The organism is Burkholderia sp. Bmkn7 (genome assembly GCF_041103175.1).
In the GTDB taxonomy this organism is placed as follows: Bacteria; Pseudomonadota; Gammaproteobacteria; order Burkholderiales; family Burkholderiaceae; genus Burkholderia; species Burkholderia cepacia.
On the sequence record NZ_JBGCUH010000002.1, the window covers coordinates 1,648,739 to 1,665,229 of the forward strand.

Sequence of the window (16,491 nt, forward strand, 5' to 3'; positions counted from 1 at the left end):
TCGATGCGGGTTGTTGCGAAAGCAGGCATGGGTGTTGCGCGGGTTCATCGGGCTCAGATCCGCGCGAGCGCCGCCAGCTCGCCCGCGATGCGTCCGAGCGGCAGGATCGCGCGCGCCGCGCCGAGCGTCGCGGCCGCCTTCGGCATGCCGTAGACGGCGCTCGTCGCCTCGTCCTGCGCGATCGTATGGTAGCCCTTCATCCGCAGCGCCTTCAGGCCGATCGCGCCGTCGCGGCCCATCCCCGTGAGCAGCACGCCGATCACGCGGCCGGGCCAGTGCTCGGTCAGGCTGTTGAAGAACACGTCGACCGACGGGCGATACGGCGTGGCGGCCGGCTCGCGCGTGTATTCGAGCGTGCCGGCGCGCGTGATGCGCAGGTGGTCGTCGGTCGCGGCGAGCAGCGCGACGCCCGGCTGCGGGCGGTCGCCTTCGCGCGCGACGCGCACGGCGAGCGACGTCTGGCCGTCGAGCCATTGCGCCATGCCTTCGGCGAACGCGCGGTCGACGTGCTGCACGATCACGATCGGTGCGTTGAAATCGGCCGGCAGGCCGCCGAGGACCGACGCGAGCGCGCCGGGGCCGCCGGCCGATGCGCCGATCGCGATCAGCGGTCCGCCGCCGGTGCGCGCGGGCGTGCCGGCGAGGCGCGAGCCGCCGGGCGCGTCGAGCAGGCGGCCGATCTGGTCGATCTTCGCGAGCAGCAGCCGGGTCGTGTCGCCGGCCGAGCCGTCGCCGAGCCGCGGCGTATCGACCGCGTCGAGCGCGCCGGCGCCCATCGCCTCGAACACGCGCCACGCATTCGCGCCGATGCAGCTCGTCACGATCAGGATCGCGCACGGTCGTTCGGATCGCATGATCCGCCGCGTCGCTTCGATCCCGTCGAATTTCGGCATGATCAGGTCCATCAGCACGACGTCGGGCGGCTGCGTGGCGCATAGTTCGACGGCTTGCGCGCCGTCGGTCGCGACCCACAGCACGCGGTGCTCGGGCCGTCGCGCGATCGCGCGGCGCATCGCCTCGACGGCAAGCGGGAGGTCGTTGACGATGCCGATGTTCACAAGCGGAATTCTCCGGTCGGTTCGTGATGCTGGAGGTGGGCCGGGTTCATGGAAGGAGGGGGCCTGTTCGGCGCCGCCGGACGGCATCGGCGGCCGGACGGCACGGCATTCTTTTCGGTTGGCGACGCCCCGAATGCTGTCATGCGGCGCGGGCGGCGGCAATCGAAAAATTTGCGCATTGCGCCGATTCAGTGCGTTTCCTCTATGGCTGTGCGGCGGGCGGCGGAATCGGGCCAGCCCGCGCGCGCGTGCACGGTCGTGCGGTTTCGGCACGGCAGGCCGCGGAAGCCGGCATGTTACCGTGGCGGCTTCGAAGAAAAAGACGGGGAGAACTCAGGATGGCCGTGCCCGACACCGTACTCGTCAGCCGCGACCCGGGGGCGCCGATCGTGACCGAGCATGACGGCCGGTTGCTGTACCGGATCTACATCGAGAGCGGACACGCGTCGTTCCACCGCGATTTCCCGGTCGAACCCGACGCGGTGCGCGTGCTGCGCGACGACGCCGAGCGCTACTACTTCCTGTTCGCGGCGCTTCATCATCCCTGCCAGCTGAGCGCGACGAACCTGTCCGATGCGGAACGCGAACGCTACTTCCGCACGATCCTGTTTGCCGGCCGCGACGAAGTCGAAGCCTTCATGACGGCACTCGACCGCGCCAGCAACGGCGCGGTCGCGAACCTGCTGAGGATCTTCACGCAGGCCGACTACCGGCAACTGCGCGCGGGCCGGTGGTTCGACATGGGCGCCGGGACGCCGGCCGCATAGCGCCTGCGCGGGCCCGTGGTCCGCTTCGGCGGGCGCCGGAGGAAACCGGCCGCGCCGTCAATGGCTGCGCGCGTACCCCTGGATCAGCGCGCGCATCATGCCTTCGACCGTCGCGTCGAGCAGGTCGTCTTCCTGCTCGGTTTCCTCGACGAGCGCGGCATACGCGGTCGCGAGCGTCACGCGATCGACCTCATGGCGTTGCTCCATCAGCGTCACCATCCCGTCCTTCGCCAGATGAGCGGAGAACGCGCGGCTGCCGATGGTCTGGAATACGTCAATCATGGCGGCTCTCCCGTCCGTTGCCGATGCTTTCCAGTTTAGTCGGCGCACCGGGGCTCCGCCACGCGCGGCGGCCCGTCGCACGCCGCCCTCCGGGGCGGCCACGCGCGTGCCGCGACCGGTGCGTCCGTGCCGGCCAGCCGCCGATTCCTCGGATGAAACATCGCCGACGCATGGCCCGGGCACGGTGTCCGCACACTTCAACGTTTACCCGCAGCAGCAAATTGTCGACTTTTTATCGATAAAGTCTCGTGCTAGATTGCGCCGTCAGAGCCCGGTCCAAACCGGGCAGGCGGCGCGTTGCCAAGGCGCCGCGCGTCCGATACAAGGAGGAGCAATGCTGGTGCTGATTGGGGTGCCGATCGTCGTGATCGGTTTTGCGCTGCGCTTCAATGCGCTGCTGGTGGTCACGATCGCGGGGCTCGCGACGGGGCTGGCTGGCGGGCTGAATCTCGTCGACATCGTCAGCGCGTTCGGCAAGGCGTTCACCGAAAACCGCTACATGGGGCTGATCTGGCTGACGCTGCCGGTGATCGCGCTGCTCGAGCGCAACGGGCTCAAGGAGCAGGCGAAGCGGATGATCTCGCGTGTGCAGGCAGCCACCACCGGCCGCGTGCTGATGCTGTACTTCGTGCTGCGCCAGGCGACGGCCGCGCTCGGCCTCACGTCGCTCGGCGGCCATGCGCAGATGGTGCGGCCGCTGATCGCGCCGATGGCCGAGGCCGCCGCGGTCAACCGGCACGGCGAGCTGCCCGAAGCGGTGCGCCAGCAGATCCGCGCGCATGCGTCGGGCGTCGACAACGTCGCCGTGTTCTTCGGCGAGGACATCTTCATCGCGATCCAGTCGATCCTGCTGATCAAGGGCTTTCTCGAACAGAACGGGATTTCCATCGAACCGCTGCACCTGTCGGTGTGGGCGATCCCGACCGCGATCGCCGCGCTGCTGATCCACTGCACGCGCCTCGCGCTGCTCGACCGCCGGCTCACGCGCGGCTTCGGCCTGGTGAAGCAGGAGGGCGCGCGATGATCGGCCTCGAATCGCTGTACACGCTCGCGGGGTTGATGTTCGCCGCGTTCGCGTGCTTCAACCTGACGGATCGCACGAACCCGCGCCGCGTCGTCAATTTCGCGTTCTGGGCGATCTACGCGGTCACGTTCCTGTTCGGCGCGCTGCTGCCGCACTTCGTGACGGGCTGCCTCGCGATCGCGCTCGCGGTGATCGCGGGCTCCGGCAAGCTCGGGCGCGGCAGGTCCGACGAAGCCGGCGAAGCGGCGGCCGTGCGCCGCGAGACACTCGCGCAGCGCTTCGGCAACCGGCTGTTCCTGCCCGCGCTGCTGATTCCGGTCGTCACGCTGATCGGCACGTTCGCGCTCAAGCTCGTGCCGTTCGTCGACCAGAAGAGCGTGACGCTGATCTCGCTCGTGCTCGGCACGCTCGTCGCGTTCGTCGTCGCGCTCGCGATGCTGCGCGATTCGCCGGTGCATGCGGTGAGGGAGGCACGCCATACGATGGATGCGGTCGGCTGGGCCGCGATCCTGCCGCAGATGCTCGCGGCGCTCGGCGCGCTGTTCGCGGTCGCCGGTGTCGGCGGCGTGGTGTCGGGGCTCGTGAAGGCGTGGGTGCCGATCGATTCGCCGTTCGCGGTGGTCGCGGCCTATACGGTCGGCATGGCGCTGTTCACGATGATCATGGGCAACGGCTTCGCCGCGTTCCCCGTGATGACGGCCGGCATCGGCCTGCCGCTGATCGTCCACCAGTTCCACGGCAATCCGGCGATCGTCGGCGCGATCGGGATGCTGAGCGGCTTCTGCGGTACGCTGATGACGCCGATGGCCGCGAACTTCAACATCGTGCCGGCGGCGCTGCTCGAACTGAAGGACAAGAACGGCGTGATCAAGGCGCAGTGGCCGACCGCCGTGCTGCTGCTCGCCGTGAACACGCTGCTGATGTATGCGTTCGCATTCCGCTTCTGACTCGATGGACGAGATCCTCATGACCGACCGACTCACTCCCGAACTCGCGTCGAAGTTCGCGTCGCTCGCGCTCGCGCACCTGACCCGCGAATATCCGAACAAGCTCACGCATTCGCTCGCCGGCCCGCAAGATGTGCAGGGGCCGCGCGCGCTGCACCCGATCTTCTACGGCAGCTACGACTGGCACTCGTGCGTGCACGGTTACTGGCTCGTGCTGCGCGTGCTCGAACGCTACCCGGCGTTGCCGGAGGCCGAACGCATCGTCGCGATCGTCGATGCGCACTTCACCGATGCGAACGTCGCCGGCGAGCGGGCGTACCTCGCGCTGCCGCACAACAGCGGCTTCGAGCGGCCTTACGGCTGGGCGTGGCTGCTCGCGCTCGCCGCGCAGCTCGAGCGGCTCGCGCTGAGGGGCGCGCTGCCGCAGGCCGCGCGCTGGGCGAAGACGATGGCACCGCTCACCGACCTGTTCGTGTCGCGCTTCGAGACCTTCCTGCCGAAAGCGACCTATCCGCTGCGCGTCGGCACGCACTTCAACACCGCGTTCGCGCTGGCGCTCACGCTCGACTTCGCGCGCGACACGCAGCGCGACGGGCTCGCGGCGCTGATCGTCGATACCGCGAAGCGCTGGCACCTGAACGACGTCGGGTGCCAGGCGTGGGAGCCGTCGGGCGACGAATTCCTGTCGCCCGCGCTGATGGAGGCCGAGCTGATGCGGCGCGTGCTGCCGGCCGCCGAATTCGACGGCTGGTTCGCGCGCTTCCTGCCCGATCTCGCGCGCGGCGAGCCGGCGACGCTGTTCGAGCCGGCGACGGTCAGCGATCGCAGCGACGGCAAGATCGCTCACCTCGACGGGCTGAACCTGAGCCGCGCGTGGTGCCAGCGCGCGCTCGCCGGCGCGCTGCCGGAAGGCGACGCGCGGCGCGCGAAGCTGCTCGATGCGGCCGGCCGGCACCTCGCGAGCGCGCTCGCGCACGTGGCCGGCGACTACATGGGCGAGCACTGGCTCGCGACGTTCGCGTTGCTCGCGCTGGAGGCGTAGCGCGCGAAACCCCACGGGCGGCAAGGTCATCGGTGCGCGGCTATACTCGCCGCTCGGGCACGCCTCGTGCCATCGATGTTGCGCGAGGCGGCCATCCTTCCGTTCGCCGCCTCGCCATGGACAAGCTCATTTCCTACGTCGCCGCGATCCACGGGCTCGCGGGCCCGGTGTCGATCGTGTCGCATGTCACGTCGCATGACCGCTGGACCGACGACGACGTCGAGGTCACGCGCGACGAAACCGAATACCGCTTCGACAACGGCGCGATCGTGCGCCGCTCGGTCGAGCAGGACCGCGCGCCGTCCGACCTGCTGTGCGCCGAGTGCTGGATCGACTACGACGTGCTTCGCCATCCCGATGCGCAATCGATCGGCCCGACGCGGATCACGTTCGACAACGCGTGCCGCGAAACTTTCTGGCTGCGTTATCACCTCGCTTGAATACTTGGCGGCGTGACGGCGTGACGGCGTGACCGAGTGACCGAGTGACCGCACGACCGCATGACCGCATGACCGCATGACCGCATGACCGCATGACCGCATGACCGCATGACCGCGCGCGGCCGCTTCAACCCGCCGATGCGCCATCGGCCGCCTGCAGCAGCGGGGCGAGCCTCGTTGCCGCGTCGCGCATTTTCGGCACGTTCTCCAGCAAATCGTTGAGCGTCGCGCGCGCGGTCGGCGCATGCACGGCGAGCGCCGCAAGCACGCGGCCGCTCGCCGCATCCTTCACCGGCACCGCGACGGCCACCATCCCGCGCACGAATTCCTCGTTGTCGATGCCGACGCCGCGCGCGGCGAGCCGGTCGAGCTCGGCCGCGAGCAGCTGCGCATCGGTCAGCGTCCGGTAGGTCATCTTCTTCAGCGTGAGCCGCGCGAGCATCGCGTTGCGCTCCAGCGCATTCATCTGCGACAAAAACAGCTTGCCGCTCGCCGTGCAGTGCAGCGGCACGCGCATGCCGGGCCGCATCTCGAGCCGCAGCGGCTCGGTCGTCTCGACGCGTTCGACGTACAGCACCGTGTCGCCGTCGAGCGCGGTGAGGTTGCAGGTTTCGCCGAGCACGTCGACGAGCGCGCGCAGCACCGAGCGGCAGCCGCGCGTGAAGGTGTTGTTCGACAGCGCCGCGAGCGCGAACTGCGCGGCGCGCGGCCCGAGCGCGATGCCGCGGTCGTGGCCGCGCGAGTCGGGCATGTGGATCACGTAGCCGCGCGCCTCCAGCGACTCGATCAGCCGCAGCAGCGTCGCCTTCGGGATATGCAGCCGCGCGGCGAGCTGCGACAGCGTGTACGGCTGGCCGGCCGACGCGAGCGCTTCGAGCACGGCGAGGGCGCGCAGCACGCGCGCGTCGTCGGCGGGCGCGCCATCGGGCGGCGCGGGGGCAGGTTCGCGCATGTGTCTCCTCCATCGGGATCGGCGTGCGTCCCGGGATGGTGTGTGTGCGATGGAAATGAAACGAATTGAACGGTTTTTGTACCACATTCGCCGCGTGGACAATAAATCGGCTTGTACGTGTTCCGTGTGCTCAATAAATTTGGACGAAACATACCGGATTTTTTAAAAACCCCGGAACGGAGACACGGAATGACACGCAGCTTCGACTATGTCGTGGTCGGCGCGGGATCGGCCGGTTGCGTCCTCGCCAACCGCCTGTCCGACGGCGGCCGCCATACGGTGTGCCTGCTGGAAGCCGGCCCCGCCGACCGCTATATGTGGATCCACGTGCCGATCGGCTACGGCAAGACGATGTTCCACCCCGTGTACAACTGGGGCTTCCACACCGATCCCGATCCGAACATGCACAACCGCCGCCTGTACTGGCCGCGCGGCCGCACGCTCGGCGGCTGCAGCTCGATCAACGGGCTGATCTACGTGCGCGGGCAGCAGCAGGACTACGATCACTGGGCGGCGCTCGGCAATCGCGGCTGGAGCTGGCGCGAGTGCCTGCCGTATTTCCGCAAGCTCGAACACAACACGCTCGGCGAAGGGCCGACGCGCGGCACCGGCGGCCCGCTGTGGGCTTCCGCGATCCGGCAGCGGCACGAACTCGTCGATGCGTTCGTCGCCGCGTCGAACCGGCTCGGCGTGCGCACCGTCGACGATTTCAACACGGGCGACCAGGAAGGCGTGGGCTACTACCAGCTCACCACGCGCAACGGGCTGCGCTGCTCGACCGCGGTGGCCTACCTGAAGCCCGCGCGCGGGCGGCCGAACCTGCATGTCGAAACCGATGCGCAGGCGCTGAAGGTGCTGTTCGACGGCACGCAGGCGTCCGGCGTGCGGTACGTCCGGCACGGCAAGGTTCACGACGTGCGTGCGCGGCGCGAGGTGATCCTCGCGGCCGGCGCGCTGCAGTCGCCGCAACTGCTGCAGGTGTCGGGCGTCGGGCCGGCCGCGCTGCTGGGCCGGCACGGGATTCCGGTCGTCGCCGATCGGGCGGGCGTCGGCGAGAACCTGCAGGATCATCTGCAGATTCGTCTGATCCATGAAGTGACGAAGCCGATCACGACCAACGACGAACTGCATTCGTGGGTCGGCCGCGCGAAGATGGGGCTGCAATGGGCGCTGTTCCGCGGCGGCCCGCTCGCGATCGGCATCAACCAGGGCGGGATGTTCTGCCGTGCGCTGCCGGACGAATCGGCGACGCCCGACATCCAGTTCCATTTCTCGACGCTGTCGGCGGATTCGGCGGGCGGCAGCGTGCATCCGTTTCCCGGCTGCACGTATTCGATCTGCCAGCTGCGGCCCGAATCGCGCGGCACCGTGCGAATCCGCACCGACGATGCGCGCGACGCGCCGTCGATCCAGCCGAACTATCTCGACACAGAGCGCGACCGCCGCACGACGGTGGCCGGCGTGCGCTTCGCGCGACGCGTCGCGGCCACCGAGCCGATGGCGTCGCTGATGAAGCGCGAGGTGCGGCCGGGCGCGGACGCGCAGACGGACGACGAGCTGCTCGAGTTCTGCCGGGAATACGGGCAGACGATCTTTCATCCGTCCGGTACGGCGAAAATGGGCGTCGCGAGCGATCCGCTCGCGGTCGTCGACGAGCGGCTGCGCGTGTACGGCACGCGCGGGCTGCGCGTGGTCGACTGCTCGATCATGCCGACCCTCGTATCGGGCAATACCAACGTGCCGATCGTGATGGTCGCCGAGAAGGCGTCCGACATGATCCTCGAGGACGCGCGCGCCGCCGATCGCGGCCGCAGCGTCGCGCCGGCCGCCGAGGCCGTCGCGTAGGGCCTCGCCACGCATCTCCCCGCGTGGCCCGTGTGCCTGCGCCCGGACGGCCGCCGCGCGTTCATCGATGCCCCCGCCGGTACGGCGCCGGGGCAGGTTGCGGCGCATCCTTACCTGGAGAAGCTCGCATGGCAATCGATTCCCGGGTCGTCCGACGCGTGGCCGCGGCCAGCGTGATCGGCGCGACCGTCGAGTGGTACGACTTTTTCCTGTACGGCGTCGTCGCCGGCATCGTGTTCGACAAGCAGTACTTTCCGGCGGGCGACGCGTTCGTGTCGACGATGCTCGCGTATGCGACGTTCGCGGTCGGCTTCGTCACGCGGCCGCTCGGCGGCTTGCTGTTCGGCCATCTCGGCGACCGCGTCGGGCGCAAGTCCGCGCTGATCCTGACGATGCTGATCATGGGCGTGTCGACGGCCGGCGTCGCGTTCCTGCCGACCTACGCGCAGATCGGCATGTGGGCGCCGGTGCTGCTGCTGACGCTGCGCGTGCTGCAGGGCATCGGCCTCGGCGGCGAGTGGGGCGGCGCGGTGCTGATGGCGTACGAATATGCGCCGCCGCACCGGCGCGGTCTGTACGCGAGCCTGCCGCAGATCGGGCTCGCGATCGGGCTGTGCCTCGCGGCCGGCGTGGTCGCGGCGCTGTCACGCGTGTTGCCGGACGCCGCGTTCCTCGCGTGGGGCTGGCGCGTGGCGTTCGCGGCGTCGCTGCTGCTCGTCGCGGTCGGCTTCTACATCCGCACGCGGGTGGCCGATACGCCCGAATTCGTCGCGCTCAAGCGCCAGCGGCGCGAGACGAAGCTGCCGGTGGTCGAACTGCTCGGCAACTACCGGCAGGCGATCCTGCTCGGGATGGGCGCGCGCTATATCGACGGCGTGTTCTTCAACGTGTTCGCGGTGTTCTCGATCGGCTACATGACGCGCAACCTGTCGATCTCGCGCGGCGACGCGCTGCTCGGCGTGATGAGCGCGGCGGTCGTGATGTGCGGGTTCATCCCCGTGTTCGGCAGCCTGTCCGACCGGCTCGGCCGCGCACGCGTGTACCGGTGGGGCGCGACGCTGTGCGGGCTGTCGGTGCTGCCCGCGTTCTGGCTGCTGCAGACGCAATCGTCGAACCTGCTCGCCGTATGGCTCGCTCTGGTGATTCCGTTCGGGATCTTCTACGCGATGGCATACGGGCCGGAGGCCGCGCTGTTCGCGGAGCTGTTCGACGCGAACGTGCGGTACACGGGCATTTCGTTCGTCTACCAGGTGTCGGGCATCTTCGCGAGCGGCCTGACCCCGATCGTCGCGACCGCGTTGCTGCGCGTGAACGGCGGTGCGCCGTGGCTCGTCGGGGTGTACGTGATGTTGTCTGCACTCCTGTCGATCGTGTCCGCGCGGGCGATCGAGAAGCGCGGAAGCGTGGCCGAGGTCGCGGTGCGCGCGATGTGACGGCGGGCAGGGCGCGGGGCCGTTTCGACGGGGCGGTCGTCGGTCGTCGATCATCGGTCGGCGTCGTGCGCGCGCCGGTGTCCGCGCCCGTACCCGCGCCGCTTGTCGTTGCCGCCAGCCGCTCGTCCGATGCTGCGTGCCGTTCGGGCTCCAGATTGTCCCGGGGAGAGCCCGCGCCGCGACTGCCGCCGCCCGCCAGCGATCGCCGCCATTCCTCGCCATTCCCCGCCGTTCGACACCCTCACACGCTGGTCCAAGCGAATCCGGCCCACTGGCCCTACCTGCCAAAAAACGGCCTGCCTACACTTTCCTCGACAGATCGCCGCATTGAAGCATCTGCACACGATCGACCCGAAGAGAACGATCAGGAGACAGGCATGACCAACAGGCAGTCGGCAGCATTCGCCCGCCCGGCGAGCGTACGCCCCGCATCAGTCAGTCGAATCGCCTCGCGCGCCCGTTGCGGCGCGGCAGGCAAGCCCGCATCGGAGGTCTGACCATGTCGACCCCTTCCATCGAACGCACCGCGAGCGGCTTCGCCGGCGGCCGGTCGAACGATACGCGTTACGACCCGACCTACGATCCGCTCGTGTCGCCGGGGCCAGGTTGCGGCAAGCAGTACGCGCCGACCTACTGGGTCGCGACGGCCGGCAACCCGCCGCCCGACGACGGCCCCGTCACGCGCGACCTCGACGTCGACGTCGCGATCATCGGCGCCGGCTACACGGGCCTCGCGACCGCGCTGTGCCTCGCGCGGGACCATGGCATCAAGGCCGTCGTGCTCGAAGCCAACCGCACCAGCTGGGGCTGCAGCAGCCGCAACGGCGGGCAGGGGCAGAACGCGTCGGGCCGGCTGTCGCGCTCGCAGTGGATCGAGCGCTGGGGCAAGGACGTCGCGCTGAAGATGCACGACGAGATCCTCGAAGGCTTCGAACACTTCAAGTCGCTCGTGTCGGAAATCGACTGCGATCCGCAGCCGGGCGGCCATTTCCTGATCGCGCACCGTCCGCGCATCATGGCGAAGCTCGCGGCCGAGGCGAAGGTGTGGAAGGACGTGTTCGGCTACCCGTCCGAACTGCTGAGCGCGGAAACCTTCCGCCGTGAATTCATCAACGACCACGAGGCGGCCGGCGCGCTGCACGAGCCGGAAGGCATCGGCATCCATGCGCTGAAGCTCGCGTTCGGCTACCTGCGCCTCGCGCGCGCAGCCGGCGCGAAGGTGCATACGAGCAGCCCGGTGCTCGGCTTCGAGACGATCGACGGCGTGCACCACCTGCGCACGCCCGGCGGCGTCGTGCGGGCCCGCGCGGTCGGCATCGCGACCGGTGCGTACACGGCGCAGACGCTGCATCCGTCGCTGCGCAGCAAGGTGATGCCGATCCTGTCGAATTCGATGGTCACGCGCCCGCTCACCGACGCGGAAATCGACGCGTGCAATTTCCGCACGACGCAGGTGCTGACCGATACGCGTACGCTACGCTTCTACTACCGTTTCCTGCCCGATCGCCGTCTGCAGATCGGCAGCCGCAGCGCGATCACCGGCGACGATGCACCGAACCCGCGCCATGTCGAATTGCTGAAGGAAGGGATGGCGCGCAAGTTTCCCGCGCTGCGCGGCGTGCAGATCGATTATTCGTGGTGGGGCTGGGTCGACGTGAGCCACGACATGATGCCGCGCGTGTGCCAGCCCGATCCGCGCCAGTCGGTGTACTACGCGCTCGGCTACGGCGGCAACGGCGTGTCGTATTCGCAGCAGGCCGGCCGCCGGCTCGCCGAGCAGATCGCGGGGAAGGGCGCACGCCAGACGCTGCCGATCTTCACGTCGCCGCTGCCCGGCCACCCGTTCGCGCCGTTCCGGCGCATCGGGCAGCGGATGCTCTACCTGTCGTACTTCAGGAACGACGAAAAGCCCTGAAAAAGCTCTGAATGCAGTGCGCATCGCCCGGTGTGACGCAACGCGCGCCGGGCCGTCCAACACAAGAAAAGCAACGGAAATCCGTGCGGCCGGGGCTGCAGGCGCCCCTGCACGCGCCGTCGCCGGCGGCGCCCGTGTTCACCCGACGGTGGCGCGGGCGGCGTCCGGACAACTGGATATGGAGAAGACATGCAACCCTCGATGAACCAGAGTGACCTGAAGTGTGGGCTCAAGCAGCGCCACATGACGATGATCGCGCTTGGCGGCGTGATCGGTGCCGGGCTGTTCGTCGGCAGCGGCGTGGTGATTCAGCAGACCGGGCCGGCGGCGATCCTGTCGTTCCTGATCACGGGCGGGCTGGTCGTGCTCGTGATGCGGATGCTCGGCGAGATGGCCTGCGCGATGCCGGCCGTCGGATCGTTCTACGAATACGCGCGCCTCGCGTTCGGCAACTGGCGCGGGCCCGGCAAGATGGCGGGTTTCCTCACCGGCTGGATGTACTGGTATTTCTGGGTGATCGTCGTCGCGCTCGAAGCGGTCGCCGGCGCCAAGCTGATCCAGTTCTGGCTGCCCGACACACCGGCGTGGATCATCAGCCTCGCGCTGCTGGTCGTGCTGACGCTCACGAACCTGATCTCGGTCGGCAGCTACGGCGAGTTCGAGTTCTGGTTCTCGTCGATCAAGGTCGGCGCGATCATCGTGTTCCTGTTCCTCGGCGGCCTCTACGTGCTCGGCCTGTGGCCCGCGTCGATGCACACGACTTCCGTGCTGCCGACGCTGCTCGGCCACGGCGGTTTCATGCCGCTCGGCATCGGGCCGGTGATGAGCGGGGCGGTCGCGGCCACCGGCTTCTACTTCGGCGCCGAGATCGTCACGATCGCGGCGGCCGAAGCGAAGGAGCCGGCCAAGGCGGTTGCGAAGGCCACCAATTCGGTGATCACCCGCGTGCTGGTGTTCTATGTCGGCTCGGTCGCGCTCGTCGTCGCGCTGGTGCCGTGGAATTCGCATCAGATGGCCACGCCGTACGTCAGCGCGCTCGAAGTGATGGGCCTGCCGGCCGCCGCCAACGTGATGAACGCGATCGTGCTGACGGCCGTGCTGTCGGCGCTCAACTCGGGCCTCTATGCGGCGTCGCGGATGCTGTTTGCACTGACCCGCCACGGCGACGCGCCGGCCGCACTCGCGAAGGTCAACAAGCGCGGCGTGCCGGTGCGCGCGATCCTGCTCGGCACGGTGTTCGGCTACGTGTCGGTCGTGATGTCGTACGTGTCGCCCGATACCGTGTTCGCGTTCCTCGTCAACTCGTACGGCACCGTCGCGCTGTTCGTGTACGTGCTGATCGCGTTCTCGCAACTGCGCCTGCGCAAGCGTCTCGACCCGGTGGCCGCGAGCAAGCTGCGCGTCAAGATGTGGGCGTATCCGTACCTCACCTGGGTCGCGATCGTCGGCATGGTCGGCATCCTCGTCGCGATGGCGTTCATCCCGGACCAGCGCAAGCCGCTGTGGCTCGGCGTCGCAAGCCTCGCCGTGCTGGTCGTCGCTTACGGGCTCACGCGCCGCAGCCGCCGCGAGCATCTCGACGACAGCGAACTGCTCGCGTATCCGCCGCGCTAATGCCCGGTAACGCATGACGCTGAAGGCCCGGCACGCAAGCCGGGTCTTTGCGCATGCGGCGCCGGCGGTGGCCCGATGGATCTTGCGGCCAACTATCGGGCCGCGCGATAGAACCGATCAGCGGATGCGACTTTATGTCGGCGGCCGGCGCGACTAGCATGGACGAATCGATTCACGGGCGTGCCCTGCGGGGGGCGCCCTCATCCGCGAACGAGGACAGACGATGGAACATCGGGCACGCGAGCGCGACGAACAGGCCGATATCAAGACGACGACGTGCTACATGTGCGCGTGCCGCTGCGGCATCCGCGTGCACCTGCGCGACGGCGAGGTGCGTTACATCGACGGCAATCCGGAGCATCCGCTGAACCAGGGCGTCATCTGCGCGAAAGGTTCGTCGGGGATCATGAAGCAGTATTCGCCCGCGCGGCTCACGCAGCCGCTGATGCGCAAGCGGGGCGCCGAGCGCGGCGACGCGCAGTTCGAGCCGGTGTCGTGGGACGTCGCGTTCGACGTGCTCGAAAAGCGCCTCGCGCATCTGCGCGCGACCGACCCGAAGCGGTTCGCGCTGTTCACCGGCCGCGACCAGATGCAGGCACTGACCGGCCTGTTCGCGAAACAGTTCGGTACGCCGAACTATGCGGCGCATGGCGGCTTCTGTTCGGCGAACATGGCGGCCGGGATGATCTACACGATCGGCGGCTCGTTCTGGGAATTCGGCGGGCCCGATCTCGACCACGCGAAGCTGTTCTTCATGATCGGCACCGCGGAAGACCACCATTCGAATCCGCTGAAGATCGCGCTCGGCAAGTTCAAGCGCGCGGGCGGCCGCTTCATCGCGATCAATCCGGTGCGCACCGGCTACGCGGCGATCGCCGACGAATGGATTCCGATTCGCCCTGGCACCGACGGCGCGCTGTTCATGGCGCTGATGCACGAGCTGATCGCACGCGACGCGTTCGACCTCGAATTCGTGTCGCGCTTCACGAACGCGGCCGAGCTGGTCGACCAGCGCGACGGCGCCGACACGTTCGGCCTGTTCGTGCGGGACGCCGGCGCGCCGGAAGTCAACGCGCTGTATCCGCAGAACCGGATGTGGTGGGACACGAAGACGAACCGCGCGGTGCTGCATCACACGGAAGGCGCCGAACCGGCGCTCGACGGCCGCTACACGCTCGACGACGGCACGCCCGTCGCGCCGTCGTTCACGCTGCTGCGCGAGCAGGTGGCCGGTTGCACGCCCGAGTGGGCGGCCGACATCACCGGCATCGCGGCCGACACGATCCGCCGCCTCGCCCGCGAGATGGAGACGGTCGCGCGCGAGCACGCGATCGAGCTGCCGGTGCGCTGGACCGACTCGTGGGGCAAGGAACACGCGACGGTGAAGGGCGCGCCGATCGCGTTCCATGCGATGCGCGGGCTCGCCGCGCATTCGAACGGCTTCCAGACGATCCGCGCGCTCGCGGTGCTGATGTCGCTGCTCGGCACGATCGACCGGCCGGGCGGCTTCCGGCACAAGGCGCCGTATCCGCGCGCGGTGCCGCCGTCGGCGAAACCGCCGAACGACCCGGCGCAGATCAGGCCGAACACGCCGCTTGCGACCGGCCCGCTCGGCTGGCCGGCCGGCCCCGAAGACCTGTTCGTGCATCCGGACGGCACGCCCGCGCGGCTGGACAAGGCGTTCTCGTGGGAATACCCGCTCGCGGTGCACGGGCTCATGCATTCGGTGATCACCAACGCGTGGCGCGGCGATCCCTATCCGATCGATACGCTGCTGATCTTCATGGCCAACATGGCGTGGAATTCGTCGATGAACACGACGGAAGTGCGCAAGATGCTGGTCGACAAGCGCGACGACGGCGAATACCGGATCCCGTTCCTCGTCGTGTGCGATGCGTTCGCATCGGAGATGACGGCGTTCGCCGACCTGATCCTGCCCGACACCACCTACCTCGAACGGCATGACGTGATGTCGGTGCTCGACCGGCCGATCTCCGAATTCGACGGCCCGGTCGACTCGGTGCGCGTGCCCGTCGTGCCGCCGACCGGCGAGTGCAAGCCGTTCCAGGAAGTGCTGATCGAGCTCGCGAGCCGGCTGAAGTTTCCGGCCTTCACGACGGCGGACGGGCAGCGCAAGTACCGCGACTATCCGGATTTCGTCATCAACTTCCAGACCGCGCCGGATTCGGGCACCGGCTTCCTGATCGGCTGGCGCGGCAAGGACGGCGACAAGGCCGTCGTCGGCGAGCCGAACCCCGACCAGTGGAAGCGTTACGCGGAGAACAACTGCGTGTACCACCACCGGTTGCCGGAGCCGCTGCAGTACATGCGCAACTGCAACGGGCCTTACATGCAGTGGGCGGTCGACAACGGGATGCGCAAGTTCGGCGTGCCGATCGTGATCCAGCTCTACTCGGACGTGATGCAGAAATTCCGGCTCGCCGCGCAGGGGCGCACGTCGGGCCGCCAGCCGCCCGACCATCTGCGCGAACGCATCGCGCGTTATTTCGATCCGCTGCCATTCTGGCACCGGTCGCTCGAAAGCGGGTTGACCGACGCGGGCCGCTATCCGCTCGCGGCGATCACGCAGCGGCCGATGGCGATGTACCACTCGTGGGATTCGCAGAACGCGTGGCTGCGGCAGATCCACGGCGAGAACCATCTGTTCGTGAACCCCGTGACGGCCGCCGCGCAGCAGATCGACGACGGCGCGTGGATCTACGTCGAATCGCCGTGGGGCAAGGTGCGTTGCCGCGCACGCTACAGCGAGGCCGTGGAGCCCGGCACCGTGTGGACGTGGAACGCGATCGGCAAGGCGGCCGGCGCGTGGAACCTCGGGCCGCAAGCGGGGGAGTCGCAGCGCGGTTTCCTGCTGAACCACGTGATTACCGACGAGCTGCCGGATGCGGCGCGTGACGGCGCGCGGATCTCGAATTCCGATCCGATCACCGGGCAGGCCGGCTGGTACGACGTGCAGGTGCGGATCTATCCGGCCGAAGCGGATGCCGCGACCACGCTGCCGCAGTTCGCGCCGATGCCGGCGCTGCCCGGCACGCCGCGCGTGCTGCAGCGCGTGCAGGCGTATTTCGCGGGCACCGGCGCATTCGCCGCGCGGCTGCGGCGCGCGGCTTCCGCCGGCCCGAAACCTGACGACCGTTGATCGAAGGAGCAC

General features: G+C 68.7%; 13 protein-coding genes. 10 read left to right on the top strand and 3 right to left on the bottom strand.

From position 1 onward, the window contains the following. Positions 1–53 precede the first annotated feature (53 nt). Positions 54–1,058, bottom strand: a complete 1,005-nt coding sequence (locus AB3K92_RS13395) for a chemotaxis response regulator protein-glutamate methylesterase (RefSeq protein ID WP_369465239.1) — start codon at positions 1,056–1,058, stop codon at positions 54–56. Positions 1,059–1,396: 338 nt separating this feature from the next. Here AB3K92_RS13395 and AB3K92_RS13400 point away from each other — a divergent pair, with 338 nt between their 5' ends. After that, positions 1,397–1,825, top strand: a complete 429-nt coding sequence (locus AB3K92_RS13400; protein ID WP_059484224.1) for a hypothetical protein — start codon at positions 1,397–1,399, stop codon at positions 1,823–1,825. Between the two features lie 57 nt (positions 1,826–1,882). Here the strand turns inward: AB3K92_RS13400 and AB3K92_RS13405 are convergent, their stop codons facing one another. Continuing rightward, positions 1,883–2,107: a hypothetical protein gene (locus AB3K92_RS13405; RefSeq protein WP_021157619.1), complete on the bottom strand. Its 225-nt coding sequence runs from the start codon at positions 2,105–2,107 to the stop codon at positions 1,883–1,885. 334 nt (positions 2,108–2,441) lie between these two features. Between AB3K92_RS13405 and AB3K92_RS13410 the strand changes: the two genes are divergently transcribed. From AB3K92_RS13410 to AB3K92_RS13425, 4 genes are all read left to right on the top strand, one after another. Next, positions 2,442–3,131: a DUF969 domain-containing protein gene (locus tag AB3K92_RS13410; protein WP_021157620.1), complete on the top strand. Its 690-nt coding sequence runs from the start codon at positions 2,442–2,444 to the stop codon at positions 3,129–3,131. Continuing rightward, positions 3,128–4,078, top strand: a complete 951-nt coding sequence (locus tag AB3K92_RS13415; RefSeq protein WP_318827971.1) for a DUF979 domain-containing protein — start codon at positions 3,128–3,130, stop codon at positions 4,076–4,078. Before AB3K92_RS13410 ends, AB3K92_RS13415 begins: the two co-directional genes overlap by 4 nt. Before the next feature lie 19 nt (positions 4,079–4,097). Continuing rightward, positions 4,098–5,120, top strand: coding sequence for a DUF2891 domain-containing protein (locus tag AB3K92_RS13420; protein ID WP_369465240.1), 1,023 nt, complete (start codon positions 4,098–4,100; stop codon positions 5,118–5,120). A 116-nt stretch (positions 5,121–5,236) separates the two neighbouring features. Next, positions 5,237–5,560, top strand: coding sequence for a hypothetical protein (locus AB3K92_RS13425; RefSeq protein ID WP_124843977.1), 324 nt, complete (start codon positions 5,237–5,239; stop codon positions 5,558–5,560). Between the two features lie 127 nt (positions 5,561–5,687). On the opposite strand, the gene AB3K92_RS13430 is transcribed toward AB3K92_RS13425, so the two are convergent. Next, entirely contained in the window at positions 5,688–6,512 is an 825-nt protein-coding gene (locus AB3K92_RS13430) for an IclR family transcriptional regulator (protein WP_059495011.1), read from the bottom strand. Positions 6,513–6,701: 189 nt separating this feature from the next. Between AB3K92_RS13430 and AB3K92_RS13435 the strand changes: the two genes are divergently transcribed. The 5 genes from AB3K92_RS13435 to AB3K92_RS13455 all read left to right on the top strand — a co-directional run bounded on the left by AB3K92_RS13435 (position 6,702) and on the right by AB3K92_RS13455 (position 16,479). Beyond that, positions 6,702–8,357 (top strand): GMC family oxidoreductase, encoded by a 1,656-nt coding sequence (locus AB3K92_RS13435; protein WP_059622039.1) that lies wholly within the window; start codon positions 6,702–6,704, stop codon positions 8,355–8,357. Positions 8,358–8,485: 128 nt separating this feature from the next. Then, the gene (locus AB3K92_RS13440) at positions 8,486–9,790 is read left to right on the top strand and encodes an MFS transporter (RefSeq protein WP_059591864.1); all 1,305 of its coding nucleotides are present in this window, start codon (positions 8,486–8,488) and stop codon (positions 9,788–9,790) included. Positions 9,791–10,289: 499 nt separating this feature from the next. Further along, a complete protein-coding gene (locus tag AB3K92_RS13445) occupies positions 10,290–11,705 on the top strand; it encodes an FAD-binding oxidoreductase (RefSeq protein ID WP_021157628.1) in 1,416 nt (471 codons plus the stop codon). A gap of 189 nt (positions 11,706–11,894) precedes the next feature. Next, on the top strand, positions 11,895–13,319 hold the full coding sequence (locus AB3K92_RS13450; RefSeq protein WP_059484219.1) for an amino acid permease: 1,425 nt from the start codon (positions 11,895–11,897) through the stop codon (positions 13,317–13,319). Positions 13,320–13,542: 223 nt separating this feature from the next. Then, positions 13,543–16,479 carry a molybdopterin-dependent oxidoreductase gene (locus tag AB3K92_RS13455; RefSeq protein WP_369465241.1) on the top strand — a complete coding sequence of 979 codons (2,937 nt, stop codon included), beginning with the start codon at positions 13,543–13,545 and terminating at the stop codon, positions 16,477–16,479. The last annotated feature ends 12 nt before the right edge of the window (positions 16,480–16,491 follow it).